This is a genomic window from Campylobacter sp. CFSAN093229 (assembly GCF_011068225.1).
Taxonomy (GTDB): domain Bacteria; phylum Campylobacterota; class Campylobacteria; order Campylobacterales; family Campylobacteraceae; genus Campylobacter_D; species Campylobacter_D jejuni.
On the sequence record NZ_JAAMXB010000004.1, the window covers coordinates 71199 to 93064 of the forward strand.

The 21866-nt window shown below is 30.3% G+C and carries 15 protein-coding genes and 2 tRNA genes; 14 read left to right on the forward strand and 3 right to left on the reverse strand.

Annotation, left to right across the window (positions count from 1 at the left end):
- Positions 1–25 precede the first annotated feature (25 nt).
- From pheS to abc-f, 10 genes are all read left to right on the forward strand, one after another.
- On the forward strand, positions 26–1018 hold the full coding sequence (gene pheS, locus FBE93_RS01690; RefSeq protein WP_002852567.1) for a phenylalanine--tRNA ligase subunit alpha: 993 nt from the start codon (positions 26–28) through the stop codon (positions 1016–1018).
- The gene (gene pheT, locus FBE93_RS01695; protein ID WP_002877346.1) at positions 1015–3336 is read left to right on the forward strand and encodes a phenylalanine--tRNA ligase subunit beta; all 2322 of its coding nucleotides are present in this window, start codon (positions 1015–1017) and stop codon (positions 3334–3336) included. Before pheS ends, pheT begins: the two co-directional genes overlap by 4 nt.
- Positions 3333–4619, forward strand: a complete 1287-nt coding sequence (aroA, locus tag FBE93_RS01700) for a 3-phosphoshikimate 1-carboxyvinyltransferase (RefSeq protein ID WP_165434110.1) — start codon at positions 3333–3335, stop codon at positions 4617–4619. The genes pheT and aroA overlap by 4 nt, the downstream gene beginning before the upstream one ends.
- Positions 4609–5442 carry a 4-hydroxy-3-methylbut-2-enyl diphosphate reductase gene (locus FBE93_RS01705; protein ID WP_002857098.1) on the forward strand — a complete coding sequence of 278 codons (834 nt, stop codon included), beginning with the start codon at positions 4609–4611 and terminating at the stop codon, positions 5440–5442. Before aroA ends, FBE93_RS01705 begins: the two co-directional genes overlap by 11 nt.
- 131 nt (positions 5443–5573) lie before the next feature.
- Positions 5574–7244: a 30S ribosomal protein S1 gene (locus FBE93_RS01710; RefSeq protein WP_165434111.1), complete on the forward strand. Its 1671-nt coding sequence runs from the start codon at positions 5574–5576 to the stop codon at positions 7242–7244.
- Complete coding sequence (locus FBE93_RS01715) at positions 7244–7732, forward strand: hypothetical protein (protein WP_059110920.1); 489 nt, start codon at positions 7244–7246, stop codon at positions 7730–7732. Before FBE93_RS01710 ends, FBE93_RS01715 begins: the two co-directional genes overlap by 1 nt.
- Entirely contained in the window at positions 7729–9312 is a 1584-nt protein-coding gene (serA, locus tag FBE93_RS01720; protein WP_002934321.1) for a phosphoglycerate dehydrogenase, read from the forward strand. Before FBE93_RS01715 ends, serA begins: the two co-directional genes overlap by 4 nt.
- Positions 9299–9961 (forward strand): response regulator transcription factor, encoded by a 663-nt coding sequence (locus FBE93_RS01725; RefSeq protein ID WP_002934322.1) that lies wholly within the window; start codon positions 9299–9301, stop codon positions 9959–9961. The genes serA and FBE93_RS01725 overlap by 14 nt, the downstream gene beginning before the upstream one ends.
- On the forward strand, positions 9955–11244 hold the full coding sequence (locus FBE93_RS01730) for a HAMP domain-containing sensor histidine kinase (RefSeq protein WP_002934323.1): 1290 nt from the start codon (positions 9955–9957) through the stop codon (positions 11242–11244). The genes FBE93_RS01725 and FBE93_RS01730 overlap by 7 nt, the downstream gene beginning before the upstream one ends.
- 3 nt (positions 11245–11247) lie before the next feature.
- On the forward strand, positions 11248–13179 hold the full coding sequence (gene abc-f, locus FBE93_RS01735; protein WP_165434112.1) for a ribosomal protection-like ABC-F family protein: 1932 nt from the start codon (positions 11248–11250) through the stop codon (positions 13177–13179).
- Positions 13180–13207: 28 nt separating this feature from the next.
- On the opposite strand, the gene FBE93_RS01740 is transcribed toward abc-f, so the two are convergent.
- Positions 13208–13282, reverse strand: a tRNA-Gly gene (locus tag FBE93_RS01740).
- Positions 13283–13291: 9 nt separating this feature from the next.
- Positions 13292–13378, reverse strand: a tRNA-Leu gene (locus tag FBE93_RS01745).
- A 180-nt stretch (positions 13379–13558) separates the two neighbouring features.
- On the opposite strand from FBE93_RS01745, the gene flgL reads away from it, so the two are divergent.
- Both flgL and FBE93_RS01755 read left to right on the forward strand, forming a co-directional pair.
- Positions 13559–15811, forward strand: a complete 2253-nt coding sequence (flgL, locus tag FBE93_RS01750) for a flagellar hook-associated protein FlgL (RefSeq protein ID WP_165434113.1) — start codon at positions 13559–13561, stop codon at positions 15809–15811.
- Positions 15812–15920: 109 nt separating this feature from the next.
- Positions 15921–18761, forward strand: a complete 2841-nt coding sequence (locus FBE93_RS01755) for a DNA translocase FtsK (protein ID WP_165434114.1) — start codon at positions 15921–15923, stop codon at positions 18759–18761.
- An 84-nt stretch (positions 18762–18845) separates the two neighbouring features.
- On the opposite strand, the gene rpsO is transcribed toward FBE93_RS01755, so the two are convergent.
- Positions 18846–19118: a 30S ribosomal protein S15 gene (rpsO, locus tag FBE93_RS01760; protein ID WP_002852579.1), complete on the reverse strand. Its 273-nt coding sequence runs from the start codon at positions 19116–19118 to the stop codon at positions 18846–18848.
- A gap of 174 nt (positions 19119–19292) precedes the next feature.
- Here rpsO and FBE93_RS01765 point away from each other — a divergent pair, with 174 nt between their 5' ends.
- Positions 19293–19703, forward strand: a complete 411-nt coding sequence (locus FBE93_RS01765) for an RrF2 family transcriptional regulator (protein WP_165434115.1) — start codon at positions 19293–19295, stop codon at positions 19701–19703.
- Positions 19690–21864, forward strand: coding sequence for a flagellar biosynthesis protein FlhA (gene flhA / locus FBE93_RS01770; RefSeq protein ID WP_002852599.1), 2175 nt, complete (start codon positions 19690–19692; stop codon positions 21862–21864). Before FBE93_RS01765 ends, flhA begins: the two co-directional genes overlap by 14 nt.
- The last annotated feature ends 2 nt before the right edge of the window (positions 21865–21866 follow it).

The window sequence follows — 21866 nt, forward strand, 5'->3', positions numbered from 1 at the left end:
AAATATTTTATTTAAGGTAAGAAAATTGCAAAATTTTATAGAACAGATTCAAAAATGTGAGAATTTAAATGATTTGGAAGCCATTAGGATTTCCGTTCTTGGAAAAAAAGGTATTTTAACAGAAGGCTTTACAAAGCTTAAAGAGTTAGAAGATGAGGCGAAAAAAGAATTTGCTGCTAAATTAAATGCACAAAAAGAAATATTTAATGAGGCTTATTTAGCCAAATTTAAAGATTTGGAAAATCTTGCTTTAGAAGAAAGAATGAAACAAGATGCTTTAAATTTTAACTATTTTGATGAAAGTATTACAACAGGTGCCTTGCATCCTGTTATGAGCACCATGGATAAAATCATAGAGTATTTTATAGCTTTGAATTTTAGCATAGAAAAAGGGCCTTTAATAGAAGATGACTTTCATAATTTTGAAGCGTTAAATTTGCCTAAATCTCACCCTGCAAGAGATATGCAAGATACCTTTTATTTTGATGATAAAAGGCTTTTAAGAACACAAACTTCGCCAGTGCAAATACGGACAATGCTTGCACAAAAACCTCCTATTAGGATGATAGCCCCTGGTGCTGTATTTAGAAGAGATTTTGATATTACGCATACTCCTATGTTTCATCAAGTTGAAGGCCTTGTGGTGGAAGAAGGGCAAAAGGTTAGCTTTGCAAATTTAAAAAGTGTATTGGAAGATTTTTTGCGTTATATGTTCGGAGATGTGAAAGTTCGTTTTCGTCCAAGTTTTTTCCCATTTACAGAGCCTTCTGCTGAAGTTGATATTTCTTGTGTGTTTTGCAAAGGAAAGGGTTGTAGAGTTTGCAAACATACAGGTTGGCTTGAAGTTTTAGGATGTGGAATAGTTGATCCTAATGTTTATAATTTTGTTGGTTATGAAAATGTAAGTGGTTATGCCTTTGGATTGGGAGTAGAGCGTTTTGCAATGCTTTTGCATCAAATTCCAGATTTAAGATCTTTATTTGAAGGTGATTTGAGATTATTGGAGCAGTTTAGATGATAATTACTAAAAGTTGGTTGAATGATTGGTTAGAACTTGAAGAAATAAGTTCGGATAAAATAGCTAAAACTTTAAACTCTATAGGTATAGAAGTTGATAGGGTTGGCGCTTTAAAGGCTCCAGATAAAGTTGTCGTAGGCTATGTTAAGGAAAAAATTAAACATGAAAATTCAGATAAATTAAGCATTTGTCAAGTTGATATCGGAAGTGAAACCTTGCAAATTGTCTGCGGTGCTGCGAATGTTGATGCAGGACAATTTGTAGCTGTTGCAACTAAAGGTGCTATCATGCCAAACGGTATGGAAATAAAAGAAGCAAAATTACGAGGAGTGGATTCTTGTGGTATGCTTTGTTCTAGTTTAGAACTGGGTTTTGAAAAAATCAATGAAGGAATTATGCTTTTAGATGAGAGTATAGGGAAATTAGAACTTGGGAGAGCTTTAAATACTTATGAAATTTTTAATGATGAGCTAATAGAAGTAGAACTTACTCCTAATAGGGGTGATTGTTTAAGTATTTATGGTATTGCTCGTGATTTGGCTACAGCTTTAAATTTAAATTTAAAAGAACCAAAACCATTTAAAGAAAGTGAAAATGTTTTAGGTATCGGTAGAATTTTGCGCTTAGCAGCTGAGAAAGAACTTAATGGACTTTATAATTATCGAGCCATAGAGTTAAAAGAAGAAATTCAAACAAACTTATTACTTAGTTTAAGACTTGCTCAAATTGAAGGTTTGGGAAAAAATTCCATAGAAAATTTATTAAATTATGCAACGCATTCAACTGGTGTTCTTTTTAATGCTTATGATTTAAGTAGTTTTTCTGAAAAAGATGAAGAATTTACCATTAATTTAAGCAAGCAAGTGCATGGAGAAACAAAAGTATCTTGCAAAGATAAACTTTTAAGCTTTAGCGGAATTTTCCAAAATAATGAAAGTAGATGTAAAGATGATTCTAAAATAATTATTATTGAGGCTAATTATACCGATCCATTGGTAATTGCAGATGCTAAAATATATCATAAAGATCAAGATGAAAAAATGCTTTATAGAAGTTTTAGGGGAAGTGAACCTAAATTAAATTTAGGAATGGATTTTTTGCTTAGTATTTTTGAGCAGATTCCAAATCTTGTTATTTATAGTTCTTCTCAACAAATTTTAACTGACAAAGAATTACCAATCATACCAATAAGTATTGAAAGTATTGGCGATATAATAGGGCAAAATGTTGATAAAGATGAAGTATTAAAAATATTGAAAAAATTAGGTTTTGAGCTCATACTTTCAGGTGAAGGGCTTATAAATGTTAAAGCACCTTTACATCGTCCTGATATTAAAAATTTATCAGATATTTGCGAGGAAGTTGTAAGAATTATAGGTATTGATAATATTGCTTCTAAGGGTTTAGAATTTATAGAAAAAAATCGTTTAAATTCTGCATATAAAAATTATATTGAGTTTTTGAATTTAAGGAAAAGAGCAGTAGCTAGTGGTTATTTTGAAAGCTTACATTATGTTTTGGATAATGAAGAAGAACTTAAAAGATTGGGTTTTGACTCTGTTAAATTAAAACTAATTAATCCAATTACAGCAGAACTTAATACTTTAAGAACAACCCTTTTAAATCATTTGTTAAATGCAGCAAGTTTAAATGCAAAAAATTCTAAAAAAATTATTAAACTTTTTGAACTAGGGGCTGTTTTCAATGTTAATAATCAAGAATTAAATCGTATCGCATTTATCCATTCTGGCTTAAAAGAAGAAGCTAAAATTTCCAACAAGGCAAAACCTGAATCGGTGCAATTTTATGATTTTCTTTTAGACATTAAAAATATTATAGGTGATTTTAAGCTAAAATCATCAAAATATAATATTTTAAGCCCTTATGAACAAGCAGATATTTATCTATCGGATATTAAAGTAGGTTTTATAGGCCGTTTGCATTTAAAAATAGAAAATGAGAGAGATTTACCAAAAACATATATTTGTGAACTTGATTTAGATTTAATCAGGCAAGATTTTAAAATAGCTAAGCCTTACTCCAAATTCCCAGCTATCACTAGAGATCTTAGCGTGTTAATACCTAAAGGTTTTGAATACAATCAGATTAAAAATTGTATTGAAGAATTGAATTTAGAAATACTTGAAAATTTTCGTTTAGTTGATATTTATAGTGATGAAAACCTTAAAGAATTTTATAGCATTACTATAAGTTTTTCTTTTAGGGATATAAATAAAACTCTAGAGGATAATCAAGTCAATGAATGTATGGATAAAATTTTAAATACTCTTAAAAATTTGGGTCTTGATTTAAGATGAAAATTTACAAATTGCAAACCCCTGTAAATGCCATACTTGAAAATATAGCAGCAGATAAAAGCATATCTCATCGTTTTGCTATATTTTCGCTTTTAACACAAGAAGAAAATAAGGCTCAAAATTATCTCTTAGCTCAAGATACTTTAAACACTCTTGAAATTATAAAAAATCTTGGAGCTAAAATTGAACAAAAAGATTCTTGCGTCAAAATTATACCCCCTAAAGAAATTTTATCTCCAAATTGTATTTTAGACTGTGGAAATTCAGGAACTGCTATGCGTTTGATGATAGGATTTTTAGCAGGAATTTCTGGTTTTTTTGTTTTAAATGGAGATAAGTATTTAAACAATCGTCCTATGAGAAGGATAAGCAAACCACTTACTCAAATAGGCGCTAGAATTTATGGAAGAAATGAGGCAAATTTAGCTCCACTTTGCATAGAAGGTCAAAATTTAAAAGCTTTTAACTATAAAAGCGAAATTTCTTCGGCTCAAGTTAAAACAGCTATGATTTTATCTGCTTTTAGAGCTGGTAATGTATGCACTTTTAGTGAAATTTCTCTTAGTCGAAATCATAGTGAAAACATGTTAAAGGCTATGAAAGCTCCAATAAGGGTTAGCAATGATGGCTTAAGTCTTGAAATAAGTCCTTTAAAAAAACCTTTAAAAGCTCAAAATATAATCATTCCTAATGACCCTTCTTCGGCTTTTTATTTTGCTTTAGCTGCTATTATTTTGCCTAAATCTCAAATTATTTTAAAAAATATTTTACTTAATCCTACTCGTATAGAGGCGTATAAAATTTTGCAAAAAATGGGTGCAAAACTTGAAATGACAATAACTCAAAATGATTTTGAAACTATTGGTGAGATCAGGGTGGAGTCTAGCAAGCTTAATGGCATAGAAGTTAAAGATAATATTGCTTGGTTGATAGATGAAGCGCCTGCTTTGGCTATAGCTTTTGCTTTGGCTAAGGGTAAATCTAGTTTAATAAATGCTAAAGAATTACGCGTTAAAGAAAGCGATAGGATTGCTGTGATGGTTGAAAATCTAAAGCTTTGTGGTGTTAAAGCTAGAGAACTTGATGATGGTTTTGAAATAGAAGGTGGATGCGAACTAAAATCTTCAAAAATTAAAAGCTATGGAGATCACCGTATTGCTATGAGTTTTGCTATTTTAGGTTTGCTTTGTGGAATTGAGATTGATGATAGTGATTGTATAAAAACTTCTTTTCCAAATTTTATAGAGATTTTATCAAATTTAGGAGCTAGGATTGATTATTGAATTAGCAAAAAACTATGGTTTTTGTTTTGGTGTTAAAAGAGCTATTAAAAAAGCAGAACAAATAAAAGATGCCGCAACTATAGGCCCTCTTATTCATAATAACGAAGAAATTTCTCGTTTGCAAAAAAATTTTAATGTCAAAACTTTGGAAAATATACAAGCTTTAAGCAATGAAAAAAAGGCTATTATAAGAACTCATGGTATTACAAAGCAAGATTTAGAAGAATTGAGAAAAAAAGATATAGAAATTTTTGATGCCACTTGTCCTTTTGTTACAAAACCACAACAAATTTGCGAGCAAATGAGCAAGGAGGGTTATGAAGTTGTTATTTTTGGAGATGAAAATCATCCCGAAGTTAAAGGAGTAAAAAGTTATGTAAGTACAAAAGCTTATGTGGTTTTGGATAAAAAAGAACTTCAAAATATAAAACTTCCTAATAAAATAGCTGTGGTAAGCCAAACAACTAAGAAGCCTGAGCATTTTATGGAGATAGTAAATTTTTTAATACTTAAAACCAAAGAAGTAAGGGTTTTTAATACTATATGTGATGCAACCTTTAAAAATCAAGATGCTATTAAAGAACTCTCGCTTAAAAGTGATGTTATGGTTGTTGTAGGGGGTAAAAACTCAGCCAATACAAAACAACTTTTTTTGATTGCAAAAACCAATTGTGAAGATAGCTATCTAATTGAAACCGAAGAAGAGTTAAAAAAAGAATGGTTTTTGGATAAAAAACATTGTGGCATTAGTGCAGGTGCTAGTACTCCTGATTGGATCATACAAAAAGTTATCGCCAAAATAGAAAATTTTAAGATTAATTAAAAAATGTTTTCAAATAGAATAAAAAAGTCAAAAATTTAAAAAAAATTAACAAAAATAAAAAAACTTAACACTAATTAAAGAAAAATAAGGTAAAATCAATCAATTTCTAAAAATTATTTTAAAGGACCATAATGAGCGAGGTGAACAAAAAAGTTCAAGGCGGCGTAGATGATTATCTTGAGGAAGAAGATTTTGGACAGCTTTTAGAAGCTTTCGATAAATCAAGAGAAGAGGCTACAACAGAGGGTGTGATTGTAGAGATCAAAAATGATGAAGTTTATGTAGATATAGGTAAAAAATCTGAAGGTATTTTAGCTCTTAGCGAAATACAAGATGATAATTCTAAGCTATTATTTAATGTAGGCGATAGTATTAAAGTTGCTGTTATGGGTTCTCGTGGTGGCAGATCTTTACTTTCTCATAAAAAAGCTTTGAGAAAAGAAAAAGTTATTGAATTTATTAAAAACTATCAAGAAAATCAAGATGATATTTTTACCGTAAAAGTAGTTGGGAAAAATAAAGGCGGATTGATAGTTGTTGATGAAAATGATGTTGAATTTTTCTTACCAAAATCTCAATATGGCTTCAAAGAAACAAATAATATTATAGGCAAAACGTTTAAAGTTAAAATTATTAAAATCAACAAAGATGAGCAAAGTATCATTGTTTCTCGTAAAAAAACTTTAGATGATGAGAGAAGAAAACGCAAAGAATTGATCAATAATATAGCGCAACAAGAAGATTTAATTGAAGGTATTGTAAAAAAAATTACCACTTATGGTATGTTTGTAGATGTAGGAGGTGTTGATGGTCTTGTTCATTACAGCGAAATTTCTTACAAAGGACCTGTAAATCCTGGAACACTTTATAAAGAGGGCGATAAAGTTCCAGTTAAAGTTATAAAGTATGATAAAGAACGCAAACATTTATCCTTATCTATAAAAGCGGCTTTACCTGATCCATGGAGCGAGATAAAAGATACTCTTGATGTAGGTGATACCATTAAAGTAATAGTATCAAATATAGAACCTTATGGTGCTTTTGTAGATTTAGGAAATGATATAGAAGGATTTTTACATATCAGTGAAATTTCTTGGGATAAAAATATTAAAAATCCAAAAGATTATATCAACAAAGGTCAAGAAATTGATGTTGAAGTAATTGAAATCAATCCAAATGAAAGACGCTTAAGAGTATCTTTAAGAAATTTACTTTCTAGACCTTTTGATGAATTTATGAAATCTTACAAAATTGCAGATGTGGTTGAAGGAGAAATTACCTCAGTAACTTCTTTTGGTGCATTTGTTAAACTTGGTGGTATTGAAGGTTTATTGCATAATGAAGATGCTTCTTGGGATAGAAACGATAAATGCAAAGACAAATTCTCTCAAGGGGATAAAATCAAGGTAAAAATTATCAAAATAGACGAAGAAAACCAAAAAATATCATTAAGCACAAAAGAATTAAGCAGTTCTCCAGTGCAAGAATATGCCAAAATTCATAAAGTCGGCGATATTGTAAAAGGTACTATCCGTGATATTAAAGATTTTGGTGTTTTTGTAGAGCTAAGTAAAAATGTTGATGCTTTAATTCATAAAGAAGATATAAGCACTTCTATGCTTGAAAATTTAAAAATTGGCGACGATATTGAAGCTGCTATAGTTTTTATTGATGAAAAGAAAAATAGAATTCGCCTAAGTGTTAAAAATCTTGTTAGAATGAAAGAAAGAGAAGTTCTTAATGAAATCAATAATGATGATAAAGTGACTTTAGGTGATATCATTAAAGATCAGCTAGCTTAATGAGAAAATACATTATAATAAGCATTTTGAGTATTTTATTACTCATTTTGCTTGCTGTTGTTTTTACATTGCTTTGGCAATTTAAAGCTAATGTAAATTTCATTCCACAATTTGCTAAAGATACAAATACACAGCCAAGCATTCAAACCCAAAATCAAGATCTTTCATGGCAAGAAGAATTAGCAAAATGGCCTACAAGAGATTTTACCCCAGCAGCAGAAAAATTTACCTTATATTTTGATGCGGATACTAGCGAGCTTAAGGAGAAAAATAAATATTATCAACTTATAGTTGGAAAATATGATATTTATTCTATGTTTTGCTTAAGACAGACTTTAAATTCTTTTAATGTGAAGTATTTTCTTCTTAAATCAGGTGATAGTCCAGAAATCTTTTTGGATACAGGTAATGAAAAACTTATAGATGATATTATCAAAGAATTAAAAAAATATAAAATAAATACAGAAGTAAAGGAAATTTGGTTATGAAAAAAAAGATTATAGTATGTGATGCTATTTTGGATAAAGGTGTCGATATTCTAAGAAAAGCTGAAAATATTGAGCTTATAGAAGCTGCAAAAGTTCCAAAAGATGAACTTATGCAAATGCTAAGCGATGTTGAAGTTGCTATTACTAGAAGTTCTACAGATGTAGATATAAATTTCTTAAATCATGCCAAAAAATTAAAAGCGCTTGTGCGTGCTGGGGTGGGCGTAGATAATGTTGATATTCCAGAGTGTTCTAAAAGAGGAGTGATTGTGATGAATGTCCCAACTGCAAATACTATTGCCGCAGTTGAACTAACAATGGCACATCTTTTAACATCAGCTAGAAGCTTTGTCAATGCTCATAATTTTTTAAAAATTGAAAGAAAATGGGAAAGAGAAAAATGGTATGGCATTGAATTGATGAACAAAACGCTAGGGGTTATAGGTTTTGGAAATATAGGTTCAAGAGTAGCTATCCGCGCTAAAGCATTTGGTATGAAAATTTTAGCCTATGATCCGTATATTTCTGCTTCTAAAATTACAGATTTAGATATGGAGCAAGCAAAAAATTTAGATGAAATTTTAGAAAAAAGTGATTTTATTACCATTCACACACCAAAAACCAAAGAAACCAATGGTATGATAGGAAAGCAAGAAATTGCAAAAATGAAAGATGGAATAAGATTAATAAATTGTGCTCGTGGAGGATTGTACACAGAAGAGGCTTTATATGAAGGTTTAAAAAGTGGTAAAATAGCTTGGCTTGGTATAGATGTGTTCGATAAAGAACCCGCGACTAATCATCCTCTTTTAGACTTTGAAAATATTTCAGTTACTTCTCACCTAGGAGCAAATACTTTAGAAAGTCAAGACAATATCGCAAGAGAAGCTTGTGAGCAAGCATTAAGCGCAGCACGAGGCGTGGCTTATCCTAATGCCTTAAATTTACCAATTAAAACTGAAGATTTACCACCTTTTGTAGCTCCTTATATAGAACTTGTTTCTAAAATGGCTTTTTTAGCTGTTCAAATTGATAAAAATCCTATAAAAAGTATTAAATTAGAGGCTGAAGGAATTATTGGCGAGTATGCAAATTCTATGCTAACCTTTGCAGCTGTTGGTGCTTTGGGTGGAATTTTAGGAGAGAAAATTAATTATGTTAATGCAGAATTTGTAGCCAAAGAAAAAGGAGTTGAGTTATCTTGCGAAACTCTTCCAAATAGTGGTTATAATAATAAACTTAGCGTTAAAATTATCACCGAAAATTCAAATATCAGTGTTTCAGGAACAGTATTTAATGAAAATGAACAACGCATAGTTGGATTAAATGGCTTTAAAACTGATTTTAAGCCAAAAGGAAAAATGATTATTTTTAAAAACAAAGACATACCAGGAGTTATAGCTAAAATCAGTTCCGTTTTGGCAGCTAAAAATATCAACATAGCTGATTTTAGGCTTGGTAGAGATGGTTTTGGGTATGCTTTGGCTGTTGTTTTGATTGATGAAAAAGTTCAAAAAGAAGTATTAGATGAACTAAAACAATTAGAGGCGTGTGTATTTGTCCAATATGTTGAAATTTAAAATTTTAATTATAGAAGATGATATAGATTTAAATGAACTGCTTGTTTTAAAGTTAAAATCTAGTGGTTATGAAGTTATATCTTTAGTGGATTTTTTTGGAGTTGAAGATTTGCTCGATAATGAGCAAATCGATCTTTTGATAGTCGATAGAAATTTGCCAAGTGGGGATTCTTTAGAAAAAATTCAAGATTTAAGAGAGCAAGGATACAAAGAAGCAGTTATTTTTCTTACAGCCAAGGCTTTGCATCAAGATTTGCTCGAAGGCTTTGAAAGTGGTTGTGATGATTATGTTTGCAAACCTTTTGATTTTAATGAGCTTTTGCTTCGCATTAAAGCAATTTTAAAACACCATAAGAAAGAAGAAGAAAAGCTATCTTTTGGTGATTTTATTTTAGATTTGGCTAATTATGAATTCTTTTACAAAAATCAAAAATTAGAAATCTCAAATCTTGACTATGAGCTTTTAAAATGTTTTTTTGAAAATCCAAATACCTTGCTTACTAGACAATTTTTAAGTGAAAGTGTTTGGAAAGATGATACTACAAGCGATAAAACAATCAATATAGCTCTAACAAGACTTAGAAATAAATTTCCAAAACTAAAAGATCATATTATAAGTGTTAGGGGTGTTGGCTATAAATTATGCTAAAAACTAAAAATATTTTTATAGTTTTTTTTGTTGTATTGGCTTTGATTTTTGGATTTATTTTTTATACTTTTACTAACTCTTATTTTAATTTCTTGCTTATAAAACAATATGAACAAAAAATCAAAAGCCTTGATGATGTTTTAAAGTTTTCTCTCTTAGAGCATCTAAATGATGCTAATATCAAGGATTTTGCTAAAGATACTAGGGCTGATTTTATTATCCTAAACAATAATATGAAAATAAGTTCTGTAAAAAATCCTGATTTTTTTTCTAATCTTAAAGAAGGAGAAATTTTAAATTTCAATTCAAAAAAAATTCTCACTAAAAGCTTTATTTACAAAGGATATAAATATATTATTATTGTTTATCCTCGTTTTTTAGATTTGGAACTTTTTTGGACAAAAATAGCAATCGGTTTTGGAGTATGCTTGCTGTTTGTTTTTATTTTAATGTTGTTGCTAGGTAGAAAAATAGAGAAAAATTTTAATAAAATTTTGGATTTTTTGGATTCTATAGGGGATCATAAAGTTGTTATATTAGAAAAAGGAATGTTTAAAGAATTTAATTTGCTAAATGAGAAACTTTTAAAAACTAAGGATAAAATTCTAAAGAATACCCAAAAAAATAAAAAACAAAGCGATAAAATCACTTTAAAAAATACTCAGCTTGCTAGTGTGATTTCTGCTATTTCTCATGAGCTTAAAAATCCATTAAGCGTGATTGATCTTAGCTTAGAGATGTTAAAAGACGAGAAATTGGAAGATAAAAAATTAAAAAAGGAATTACTAGAAAAAATTTCGCGTCAAAGTATTAAACTTAATGCTTTAACCCATAAGCTTAATTTTGTTTTTAATCTTAATAGTGAAGCCTTGCAAATGCAAGAATTTGATCTTTTTTTTCTATGTGAAAAAATCACTAAAAACCCAGGCTTTGAAAGAGTTGTATTGCAAGGTAAAAGCACGAAAGTTAAGGCTGATGAATTTTTAATCGAGCAAGTGATTATAAATTTGCTTTCTAATGCTTTAAAATATAGTCAAAAAGAAGTCATTTTAACAGCAAGAGATCAAAAAATAATAGTGCAAGATTTTGGAAAAGGCATAGAAGAAGATAAAATAAAATTGATTACAAAAAAATTTTATAAAATTGATGTAAAAAGCGATAATTCTTTTGGTTTAGGACTTTTTTTAGTAAAAAAAATTTTAAATATACATAAAAGTTATCTTGAAATTTCTAGCACTTTAGGCTATGGTTCTAGTTTTAGCTTTAAACTCAGTCAAGGATAAAAAATGGCTCTTATAGATTTAATCGAAGCTTCAAAAAAATTTGGAGACAAAATAGTTTTAAATGAAGCAAATTTTAGTGCAAACGAGGGAGAAAAGATTGCTATTATAGGGAAAAATGGAGAAGGAAAATCTACTTTTTTAAAAACGCTTTTAGGCATACTTCCTTTAGATAGTGGTAGAGTAATAAGACAAAATGGAAAAAGCATAGCCATGCTTTCACAAACCGTTGATTTTAACGCAAATTTAAGTGTAAAAGAAGCCATCAAGCAAGAGCTTGCAGAAATTTACAATGCTTTAGAAGAATATGAAATACTGCATAAAAAATTAGAAGAAGATCCTAGTAATAAAGATTATCTTAAAAAAATAGATACACTTATGACTTTGATTGATAGTAAAGATGCTTGGAATATAGAATCTAAAATAATACGCGTTTTAAAAGAATTTAGTTTGCTTGAGTATGAAAATCGCATTATGTCTACTTTAAGTGGCGGAGAAATACGCCGCGTTGGGCTTTGCATGCTTTTACTAAAAAATCCTGATATTTTATTGCTTGATGAACCAACTAATCATTTAGATGTATATATGACAAGCTTTTTGGAAGAATTGCTAAAAAATTCAAAGATGTGTGTGATTTTTATTTCTCATGATAGATATTTTATTGACGCTATAGCACACAAGTGTGTAGAAGTAGAGCAGGGTAAACTTAGTATTTTTAAAGGCGGATATGCAAACTATTTAGAGAAAAAAACACAAATTTTACAAAGCCTTGCTAAGAGCCATGAAACTCTTTTAAAGCAATTAAAAAGTGAAGAAGAATGGCTTAGAAGAGGGGTTAAAGCAAGACTTAAAAGAAATGAAGGACGAAAAGAACGTATTTTCAAAATGCGTGAAGAAGCGAAAAAAAATCCCGGAGCAATTAAACGTTTAAAACTTGAAATTTCAAGAGCGGCTTTAAATTTTAATGGAGAAAAAACGATCAATCGTAAAAAAATGCTTTTTGAGCTTAAAAATATAAGCAAAAATATAAACGATAAAAATCTTTTTAAAGATTTTTCAACGCGTATTTTACAAGGTGAACGCATAGCTATCGTAGGAAGAAATGGTTGTGGGAAATCGACATTGTTAAAAATTCTTCTAGGACAAATCAAACAAGATAGCGGCGAAATAAAACGTGGAGAGCTTAAGATAGGATATTTTGATCAGGCTAGAAGCTTGGTAAATTCTGATAAAAGCTTGCTTGAAATTTTTTGTCCCAATGGTGGAGATAGGGTTGAAGTTCGCGGTAAAAATATGCATGTTTATGGATATTTGAAAAATTTTTTATTTCCTAAGGAATTTTTAGATAAAAGCGTAGCTCTTTTAAGCGGTGGAGAGAAAAATCGCGTTGCTTTAGCCTTGCTTTTTACTAAAGAATATGATCTTTTGATTTTAGATGAGCCAACTAATGATCTTGATATAGCTACGATTAATATATTAGAAGAATATTTACTTAGTTTTGAAGGGGCTATTTTGCTAGTATCACACGATAGATATTTTGTTGATAAAATCGCAACAAAACTTTATACTTTTGAGGGAAATGGATATATAAATATTTTACACACTCTTTATACTGAATATCTTGAAAATGAAAAAGAAATTGAAGAATTGGATAATTTTGCTTTAGAGCTTCAAACCCAAGAGCAAAATAATAACCAAAAAGAAAAAAGCTCTAAAAAATTAAGCTACAAAGAAAATGAGATATTAAAAAACCATCCTGAAAAAATAGATTTTTTAGAGCAAAAGATAGCTAAATTAAATCAAGATTTATCCGATCCAAATATATATCAAGAAATAGGTATTAACAAGCTTTATCAAGAACTTGAAGTGATGCAAAAAGAACTTGAAATTCTAGAAAATGAGTATTTTTTAGTATTAGAGAAAAGCGAGAATTTATAATTAAAAAGATTTTATATTTTTTATTCTATGGAGCGGGAAACGAGATTCGAACTCGCGACCCCAACCTTGGCAAGGTTGTGCTCTACCCCTGAGCTATTCCCGCAAAAATAAGTGGTGCCCGAGGTCGGACTCGAACCGACACAAGGTTGCCCTTACCAGATTTTGAGTCTGGCGCGTCTACCAGTTTCACCACTCGGGCTAATTTTTAAGATTTAAAGCTAAAATTATACTTTTTTAGGCTAAAAAATACTTTAAAAATAAAAAGTATTTTCGAAAAGACGATATAAAATTATATAATTTAAATTTTTGGAACAGTTATTGCTTTTATCTATTAGCAATGTTTGAAAAGATTTTAACTTTAATACTTTAGAGGAAAAAAATGAGAATTACAAATAAACTTAACTTCACAAATAGTGTGAATAATTCTATGGGTGGTCAAAGTGCTTTATATCAGATATCTCAACAACTTGCTTCAGGTTTAAAAATACAAAATTCATATGAAGATGCAAGCACTTATATAGATAATACGCGTCTTGAATATGAAATTAAAACATTAGAACAAGTAAAAGAATCAACAAGTAGAGCTCAAGAAATGACTCAAAATAGTATGAAAGCCTTGCAAGATATGGTTAAACTTCTTGAAGATTTTAAAGTTAAAGTAACTCAAGCTGCAAGCGATAGCAATTCTCAAACTTCAAGAGAGGCTATAGCAAAAGAACTAGAACGCATAAAAGAAAGTATAGTTCAGCTTGCAAATACCAGTGTTAATGGTCAGTATCTTTTTGCAGGTTCTCAAGTTGCAAACAAACCTTTTGATTCTAATGGAAATTATTATGGAGATAAAAATAATATTAATGTAGTAACTGGAGCTGGAACTGAAAGCCCATACAATATACCAGGCTGGGATTTATTTTTTAAAGCAGACGGAGACTATAAAAAACAAATAAGCACCAATGTTAGTTTTACAGATAATCGTTGGGATCTTACTCAAAATCCTGATAAAACTAAATATCTCACAGGAGATTCTAAATGGCAACAGCTTATCGGACAAGGTTATGTAAAAGATAATAGCTTAGATGCTGACAAAGACTTCGAATATGATGATAGCAAGCTAGATTTTCCTCCAACAACTCTTTATGTTCAAGGTACTAAACCTGATGGAACAAGCTTTAAAAGCGCTGTACTTGTAAAACCTGAAGATACTTTAGAAGATGTAATGGAAAATATCGGAGCTCTTTATGGTAATACTCCAAATAATAAAGTAGTAGAAGTAAGCATGAATGATAGTGGTCAAATTCAAATTACAGATCTAAAGCAAGGCAACAACAAACTCGATTTTCACGCTGTAGCTTTCACACCACAAGCCGATGATAGAGCTGAACTTACAGGTATTATTGATGCTGCCAAACAAGAAGGCATTTCAATGGATGAAGTTACAAATAGGGTTATGCAAGCTGCTACAGCTGCTCCTAGTAACGGAGATATAACAAAATTAAACAGCCCTGTAACCATTCAAATCAACGGACAAGACTTTGAAATCGATTTAAAACAAACTGATTTTATCAAAAGTAAAATGACAGATACAGATGGAAATGCTACTAATGGGGCTGATTATGATAATGTATATTTTGAAAAAAATGGAAATACTGTTTATGGTAATGTTTCTCAAGTTATCAAAGGAAGCAATGCTTATGCAACTGATTCAACCAAACTTAGCGAGGTAATGGCAGGAGATAGCCTAAATGGTACTACTTTAAATTTAAAAGTCAATTCCAAAGGTGGAAATTCTTACGATGTTACTATAAATTTACAAACTTCAACTGTAAGCTATCCTGATCCTAATAATCCAGGTCAAACTATAAGTTTTCCTATAACCCATACCGATCCTGCAACTGGAAATAGTGGAGTTGTTACAGGATCAAATGATATTACTTATGGTCAAATTAATGATATTATAGGTATGTTTGCTGCAGATAAAATTCCAACCCAAAGCATAACAGCTACAAATGGAAAAGTTGATGCAAATGGTTATAATAATTTACAACAACTCATGAAAGATTCACAAGCTACTGTTGATGTAAGTATGGATTATAAAGGCCGTATTAGTGTTACTGACAAACTTTCTTCAGGTACTAATATAGAAATTTCTCTTAGCGATTCTCAAAGTGGTAAATTTCCAACTCCTCCATTAAGTACAACTGCCAAAGTAGAAGATGGTCCAAATTTTAGTTTTAGCGCAAACAACTCTTTGGTTATTGATGAGCCAAATGTGGATATTATTAAAGATTTAGATTCAATGATTGATGCTGTTTTAAAAGGCAATATGAGAGCAGATTCCGAAAGTGAAGATCCTAGAAATACAGGTATGCAAGGAGCTTTAGAAAGGCTTGATCATTTAGCAGATCACATTAGTAAGCTTAATACAACTATGGGTGCATATCACAACACAATAGAAGATGTGAATACTCGTTCTACTTTTTTAAGCGTAAATGTACAATCTATCAAATCAAATGTTATTGATGTAGATTATGGTGAAGCAATGATGAATTTAATGCAAGTTCAACTTGCATATCAAGCTTCTCTTAAAGCTAGTACAACAATTTCCCAACTTAGCTTATTAAATTATATGTAAAATTTTTTATGGTATAATTTGGTTTTGATTTTATTTTCAAGGAAAGAATATTAAAAAAGAAGCCATTTTTACCAGCTCTACACTTGTTATTTTTTATCTTTGTCTTTGTATGCTAGCACCTAGCATGGGAGAATGGGTTTACAAGGCTAATTTATTTTTATTTGGAGAATTTGGGTATTATTATCCATTTTCTTTGCTTATATTAAATTATCTCTATTATAAAAAAAATTATAAAATAGAAAATTTTAAGCGTAGAGAGCTTTTTGGTTTTTCTTTAGCCCTTTTTTCTACTTTGCTTTTATTTTCTGTCTTTTATAGAGGGTTTGGGTATATTTTAGAAATTGTATATGGATTTTTTTCTATAATCTTAGGGTATACAGGGAGTGGAATTTTCGCTCTTTTGCTTTTGCTATTTTCTTTGGTTTTATTGTTTCCAAAATTTGCAAAAGAAATTTTAAAAATAGAATTGGATTTTACTTATTTATTAAAAGTAGAGCAAGCTTTTAAATCTTTACTTATGCGTGTATTTGGTGGAGAAAATGAGAAAGAAGATATAGGCAAATCAGAACCTATGGCGCCAAAATTAAATATTTTACAAGATAATATATACAAAAATTCACAAATAAATGAAAAAGAAAAAACCAATAACTTAGAACAGATAATTAAAGATAGCAATATCAATGCAAGTAAAAATTCAATTACCACAGCTAAGGAAAATTTTGAAAAACTAAAAAATCAAATTTTAGATGAAACCATAGAGATTGATAAACAAAGTTTAAAAGAATCAAGAAGTTTTGTTCATGAGCATTCTCAACAAGTGCGAAATTTCGCACAAAAAGCTAGTAAAATGAGCATTAGTCTTGATGAAGATTTTAATTTTATTTCAGAAGAAGAGGTAGATATGATTCCTGAACGTTTTTTAAAACCTAAAAAACTTGAAGATATAAAGCAAATAGATACAAATAAAAATTTAGATGAGCCAAGTTATAAGCGTAAAAATATTGAAATTCCAGTTTCTAAACAAGAAGTTAAACCAAAAATTTTTACAAAAGAGCTTGAACTTAGAGAGAATTTGATAAAAAAAGAAAAACTAGAACAAGAATACAAAGCCTATCAAAATGAAATTTTAGAAAATAAAGTAAAACAAGAAATTAAAAAATTAGAAGAATATGATGCGATAAATTCAAGCGATATTATAGAAGGGAATAAATATAGTTTTAATAACTTAACAACAATCAAAACAGAAACAGAGGAATCAAACAAAATAAATGAAAATAAAAACCCAGATAAAGCAGACAATATCTTTGAATTTGCTCCCATTGTAGAAGAGTTAAATCATCCTTATATAGAACCTACTCCTATAAAAAATATAAATGAAATAGTTATAGAAGAAAAAAATACACTCGATTTTATCCAAAATACAGAAACTGAAATTGATGATAAAAAAACAAATGATCAAGAAATTAAACTTCAAAAAGCAGTTTTAGCCAAAGAAATTGCTATTAACCAAGCTTTATTGCGTGAAATAGAGCAGGGCGAAGTAGAAAAACCAAAAGATTTCACCTTGCCACCATTAGATTTTTTGGCTAATCCAAAAGAACATAGACAAGAAATCAATGAAAGTGAAATAGATAAAAAAATTTACAATCTTCTTGAAAAGTTGCGTCGTTTTAAAATAGGCGGTGATGTTATAAGCACTTACGTTGGTCCTGTGGTAACTACTTTTGAATTTCGTCCTAGTGCAGATGTAAAAGTAAGTCGTATTTTAAATTTACAAGATGATTTAACTATGGCTTTAATGGCAAAATCAATCCGTATTCAAGCTCCAATACCAGGAAAAGATGTTGTAGGCATAGAAGTCCCAAATGATGAAATTCAAACTATTTATCTAAGAGAAATTTTACAAAGCGAAGTTTTTAAAAACGCTAAAAGTCCTTTAACCATAGCTTTGGGCAAAGATATAGTAGGTAACGCTTTTGTAACTGATCTTAAAAAACTTCCGCATTTACTCATCGCAGGAACTACAGGTAGTGGTAAAAGTGTGGGGATAAATTCTATGCTTTTAAGTCTTTTATATCGCAACTCTCCAAAAACCTTGCGTTTGATGATGATAGATCCTAAGATGCTTGAATTTAGCATTTATAATGATATTCCTCATCTTTTAACTCCTGTTATCACAGATCCAAAAAAAGCAGTCAATGCGCTTTCAAATATGGTGGCTGAAATGGAAAGACGCTATCGTTTAATGGCTGATGCAAAAACCAAAAATATAGAAAATTACAATGAAAAAATGAAAGAATTAGGCGGCGAAGAACTTCCTTTTATTGTAGTAATTATCGATGAACTTGCTGATTTAATGATGACTGCAGGTAAAGATGTAGAATTTTATATAGGAAGACTTGCACAAATGGCAAGAGCAAGTGGAATTCACTTGATTGTAGCTACACAACGACCTTCTGTTGATGTTGTAACAGGACTGATCAAAGCGAATTTACCAAGTAGAATTTCTTATAAAGTAGGGCAAAAAATTGATTCTAAAGTTATTTTAGATGCTATGGGCGCTGAGAGTTTACTTGGAAGAGGAGATTGCTTATTTACTCCTCCTGGAACAAGCTCTATAGTGCGTTTACATGCGCCTTTTGCGAGTGAATTTGAAATAGAAAAAATCGTGGATTTTCTAAAGGATCAACAAAGCGTAGAATATGATGAAAGCTTTTTAAAAGATCAGCAAAGCGTGGGTGTTACAACAAATGAAAGCTTTGATGGGGAAGTAGATGAGCTTTATGAAGAAGCTAAAAGAGTAATCTTAGAAGATGGAAAAACAAGCATTTCTTATTTGCAACGCCGTTTAAAAATCGGCTATAACCGCTCTGCAAATATTATTGAACAACTTACGCAAAATGGAGTTTTAAGCGAACCTGATGCCAAAGGACAAAGGGAAATTTTATAAGATTTTTCTTGTATTTTTGATATAAAAACTAATTACAAAAGAAGAAATTTATAAAGATAAAAGCCCTATAAAAAGGGCTTAAAATTATTTATCTCTAAGATTTAATTCGGTAATTAACTTACTATAAGAATTATAATCTTTTCTTTTAAGATAAGATAAAAGTCTTTTTCTTTGACCTACAAGTTTTAAAAGTCCTAATCTTGATGAAAAGTCTTTTTTGTAGATTTTTAAATGTTCTGTAAGTTCTGCAATTCTTGCAGTTAAAAGAGCTACTTGAACTTCTGTTGAACCAGTATCACCTGGTTTTTTAGCGAATTTCGCAACTATTTCTGCTTTTTTGGCCGAATCCAAAGCCATGATAGACCTCCTGATTGGTAAAATAATAAAATTAAAGAACTATAATTTTACCTTAAAAAGCAAAAAATAAACTGAATTTATCTTTTTTAGAAGGTTTTGTCAAAATTTAAGTCTTTTTCTAAGAATTATTTATTATAATTACAGCTATTTCTGTAGTTATAATAAGGAGAATCTGTGCTATTTACCAAAGCTAGCGAATACGCTTTACTTTCTTTAATTTATATTTCTCAAAAAGAAACACCTCAAGATGTAGATTCTTTAGCTTTAGAGCTTGATATTCCTAAAAGTTTTTTAGCTAAAATTTTACAAACTTTAGCTAAAGATGGCTTGTTAAAATCCTTTAAAGGGGCAAAAGGCGGTTTTGTTTTAATCAAAGAACCAAGTCAATATACTATAAAAGAAATTGTTAATAGTGCTGAAAAAAAGGATATCAGTGTATTTGAATGCAGTGGTGGCACTTGTCCAAATAATAAAGAAGAAAATTGCACCTTAATGCCTATGTTAGTAAATTTACAAAATAAAGTAGATGAAATTTTAGATTCTATTACTTTAGAAGATATTATGAAAAATAATGGCAAAAAATAAAATAGTCGATTTAGTTTTTCCTTTCTTGGGGCCTTTAATTGCCCCTGTTTTAAAAGCTAAAAGCTTAACTATTGTTGGTTTTTTAGTTTGTATTTTGGCTATTATTATAGTTCCTTTACCAAGTCCTATTTTGGACTTTTTCTTAGCTTTAAGTATAGCTTTATCGGTATTAATTATTTTAATTTCTATTTATATACCCAAACCGACAGATTTAACAACTTTTCCAACTTTAATCTTGATTATTACTTTATTTAGACTTTCATTAAATATAGCTACTACAAGGATGATTTTAAGCGAAGGACAAAACGGTCCTGAAGCCGTGAGTGAGATTATAGCAGCATTTGGAGAATTTGTTGTTGGTGGAAATATGGTCATTGGTGTGATTGTATTTTGTATCTTAGTATTGATTAATTTCATGGTTGTAACAAAAGGTAGTACAAGGGTTTCTGAAGTACAGGCAAGATTCACGCTTGATGCGATGCCAGGTAAACAAATGGCTATTGATGCGGATTTAAATGCAGGACTTATTGATGAACAAACCGCTAGAGCAAGACGTCAAGAAGTTATTGCTGAGGCAAACTTCTATGGTGCAATGGATGGTTCTTCTAAATTTATCAAAGGAGATGCTGTTGCAGGAATTATCATAACTATTATAAATATCATAGGTGGTTTTTTAATAGGATCTTTTCAGCACGATATGGCTTTAAGCGATGCTGCATCTACTTATACTATTTTAACCATAGGTGATGGACTTGTATCGCAAATTCCAGGGCTTATTACTTCTACCGCAACCGCTATAATTATCACTCGTGCAAGCAAAGATGAGGAAAATTTTGCAGAAGGAACTTTAACTCAACTTTTAAGTGAATATCGCACGCTTTTAATAGTAGGTTTTGTACTTTTTATCTTTGCGTTAGTGCCTGGCTTACCAACCTTATCTTTAGGTTTTATGGCTTTAGTATTTTTAAGCCTTGGTTATCTTACCAAGCAGGTTAAGGAAGGTAAAATTGATATAACTACAGTTAAAAAAAGCAAACCAAGTGCTGCAGCTGCATCTCAAAGTGGAGCAGGTGGGACAACGGCAGCGCCTGCTAAGAAAAGCGAAGAAGAAATTCTCAAAGAAGAAGAGCACAAGATTAACGACATACTCAAAGTTGAAATTTTAGAACTTGAACTTGGATACGGACTTATTAAGCTTGCTGAAAACGAACTTACAGAAAGAATTCGCTCAATGAGAAGAAGTATTGCTGAAAGTTTAGGATTTTTAATGCCAAAAATAAGAATAAGAGATAATTTAAGACTTAAACCAAATGAGTATAGTTTTAAACTCAAGGGCGTGTCTATAGCAAGTGCCGAAATTTATCCGGATAAATATTTAGCCATGGATAGTGGTTTTATCACAGAAGAGATAGAAGGGATTGCTACAAAAGAACCCGCTTTTAACTCTGATGCACTTTGGATTGATGCGAATTTAAAAGATGAAGCAACATTAAATGGCTATATAGTAATAGATCCTGCAAGTGTTATTTCAACACATATGAGCGAACTTATCAAAGCACACGCAAGCGAACTTCTCACACGCCAAGAGGTGCAAAATCTTCTTGATAAGGTTAAAAATGATTATCCAATCATCGTAGAAGGTGCTTTAGGTGTTGCACCTGTAAGTCTTATTCAAAAAATTCTCAAAGACTTGCTTAAGCATCACATACCAATTAAAGATATGCTTACTATTTTAGAATCTGTAAGCGATATAGCAGAAGTAAGCAAGAGTTTTGATATGATTATTGAACATGTAAGGGCGTCTTTAGCTAGGATGATTACAAATATGTATTTAGATGATAAAGGAAATTTGGATATTTTTATCTTAGACTCTGCTAGCTCTGCAGTTTTAATGGAAAATGTACAATTTAGAGATGGAAGTTATCACTTGCCTTTAAGTGTAGCTCAAACAGGTACTTTAGTAGATACTCTAAGGGCTGAAGTTGCCGCGGTAGCAAATGGTCGTATCAAGCCTTTTATACTTTGCGTTGAACCGCAGCTTAGAAAATTCATTGCTGATATTTGTTATAATTTTAGCATTAATATAGTAGTGTTAAGTTTTGCAGAAATTGCAGAAAATACAAATTTTAATACCGAGGGTATTATTAGGATAGAACTTTAAGG

Excerpts from the sequence above, each read along its gene's own strand:
- pheT (WP_002877346.1), top strand. The coding sequence starts at position 1,015 with ATGATAATTACTAAAAGTTGGTTGAATGATTGGTTAGAACTTGAAGAA.
- aroA (WP_165434110.1), top strand. The coding sequence starts at position 3,333 with ATGAAAATTTACAAATTGCAAACCCCTGTAAATGCCATACTTGAAAAT.
- FBE93_RS01710 (WP_165434111.1), top strand. The coding sequence starts at position 5,574 with ATGAGCGAGGTGAACAAAAAAGTTCAAGGCGGCGTAGATGATTATCTT.
- FBE93_RS01715 (WP_059110920.1), top strand. The coding sequence starts at position 7,244 with ATGAGAAAATACATTATAATAAGCATTTTGAGTATTTTATTACTCATT.
- serA (WP_002934321.1), top strand. The coding sequence starts at position 7,729 with ATGAAAAAAAAGATTATAGTATGTGATGCTATTTTGGATAAAGGTGTC.
- FBE93_RS01725 (WP_002934322.1), top strand. The coding sequence starts at position 9,299 with ATGTTGAAATTTAAAATTTTAATTATAGAAGATGATATAGATTTAAAT.
- FBE93_RS01730 (WP_002934323.1), top strand. The coding sequence starts at position 9,955 with ATGCTAAAAACTAAAAATATTTTTATAGTTTTTTTTGTTGTATTGGCT.
- abc-f (WP_165434112.1), top strand. The coding sequence starts at position 11,248 with ATGGCTCTTATAGATTTAATCGAAGCTTCAAAAAAATTTGGAGACAAA.
- flgL (WP_165434113.1), top strand. The coding sequence starts at position 13,559 with ATGAGAATTACAAATAAACTTAACTTCACAAATAGTGTGAATAATTCT.
- FBE93_RS01755 (WP_165434114.1), top strand. The coding sequence starts at position 15,921 with ATGCTAGCACCTAGCATGGGAGAATGGGTTTACAAGGCTAATTTATTT.
- rpsO (WP_002852579.1), bottom strand. The coding sequence starts at position 19,118 with ATGGCTTTGGATTCGGCCAAAAAAGCAGAAATAGTTGCGAAATTCGCT.
- flhA (WP_002852599.1), top strand. The coding sequence starts at position 19,690 with ATGGCAAAAAATAAAATAGTCGATTTAGTTTTTCCTTTCTTGGGGCCT.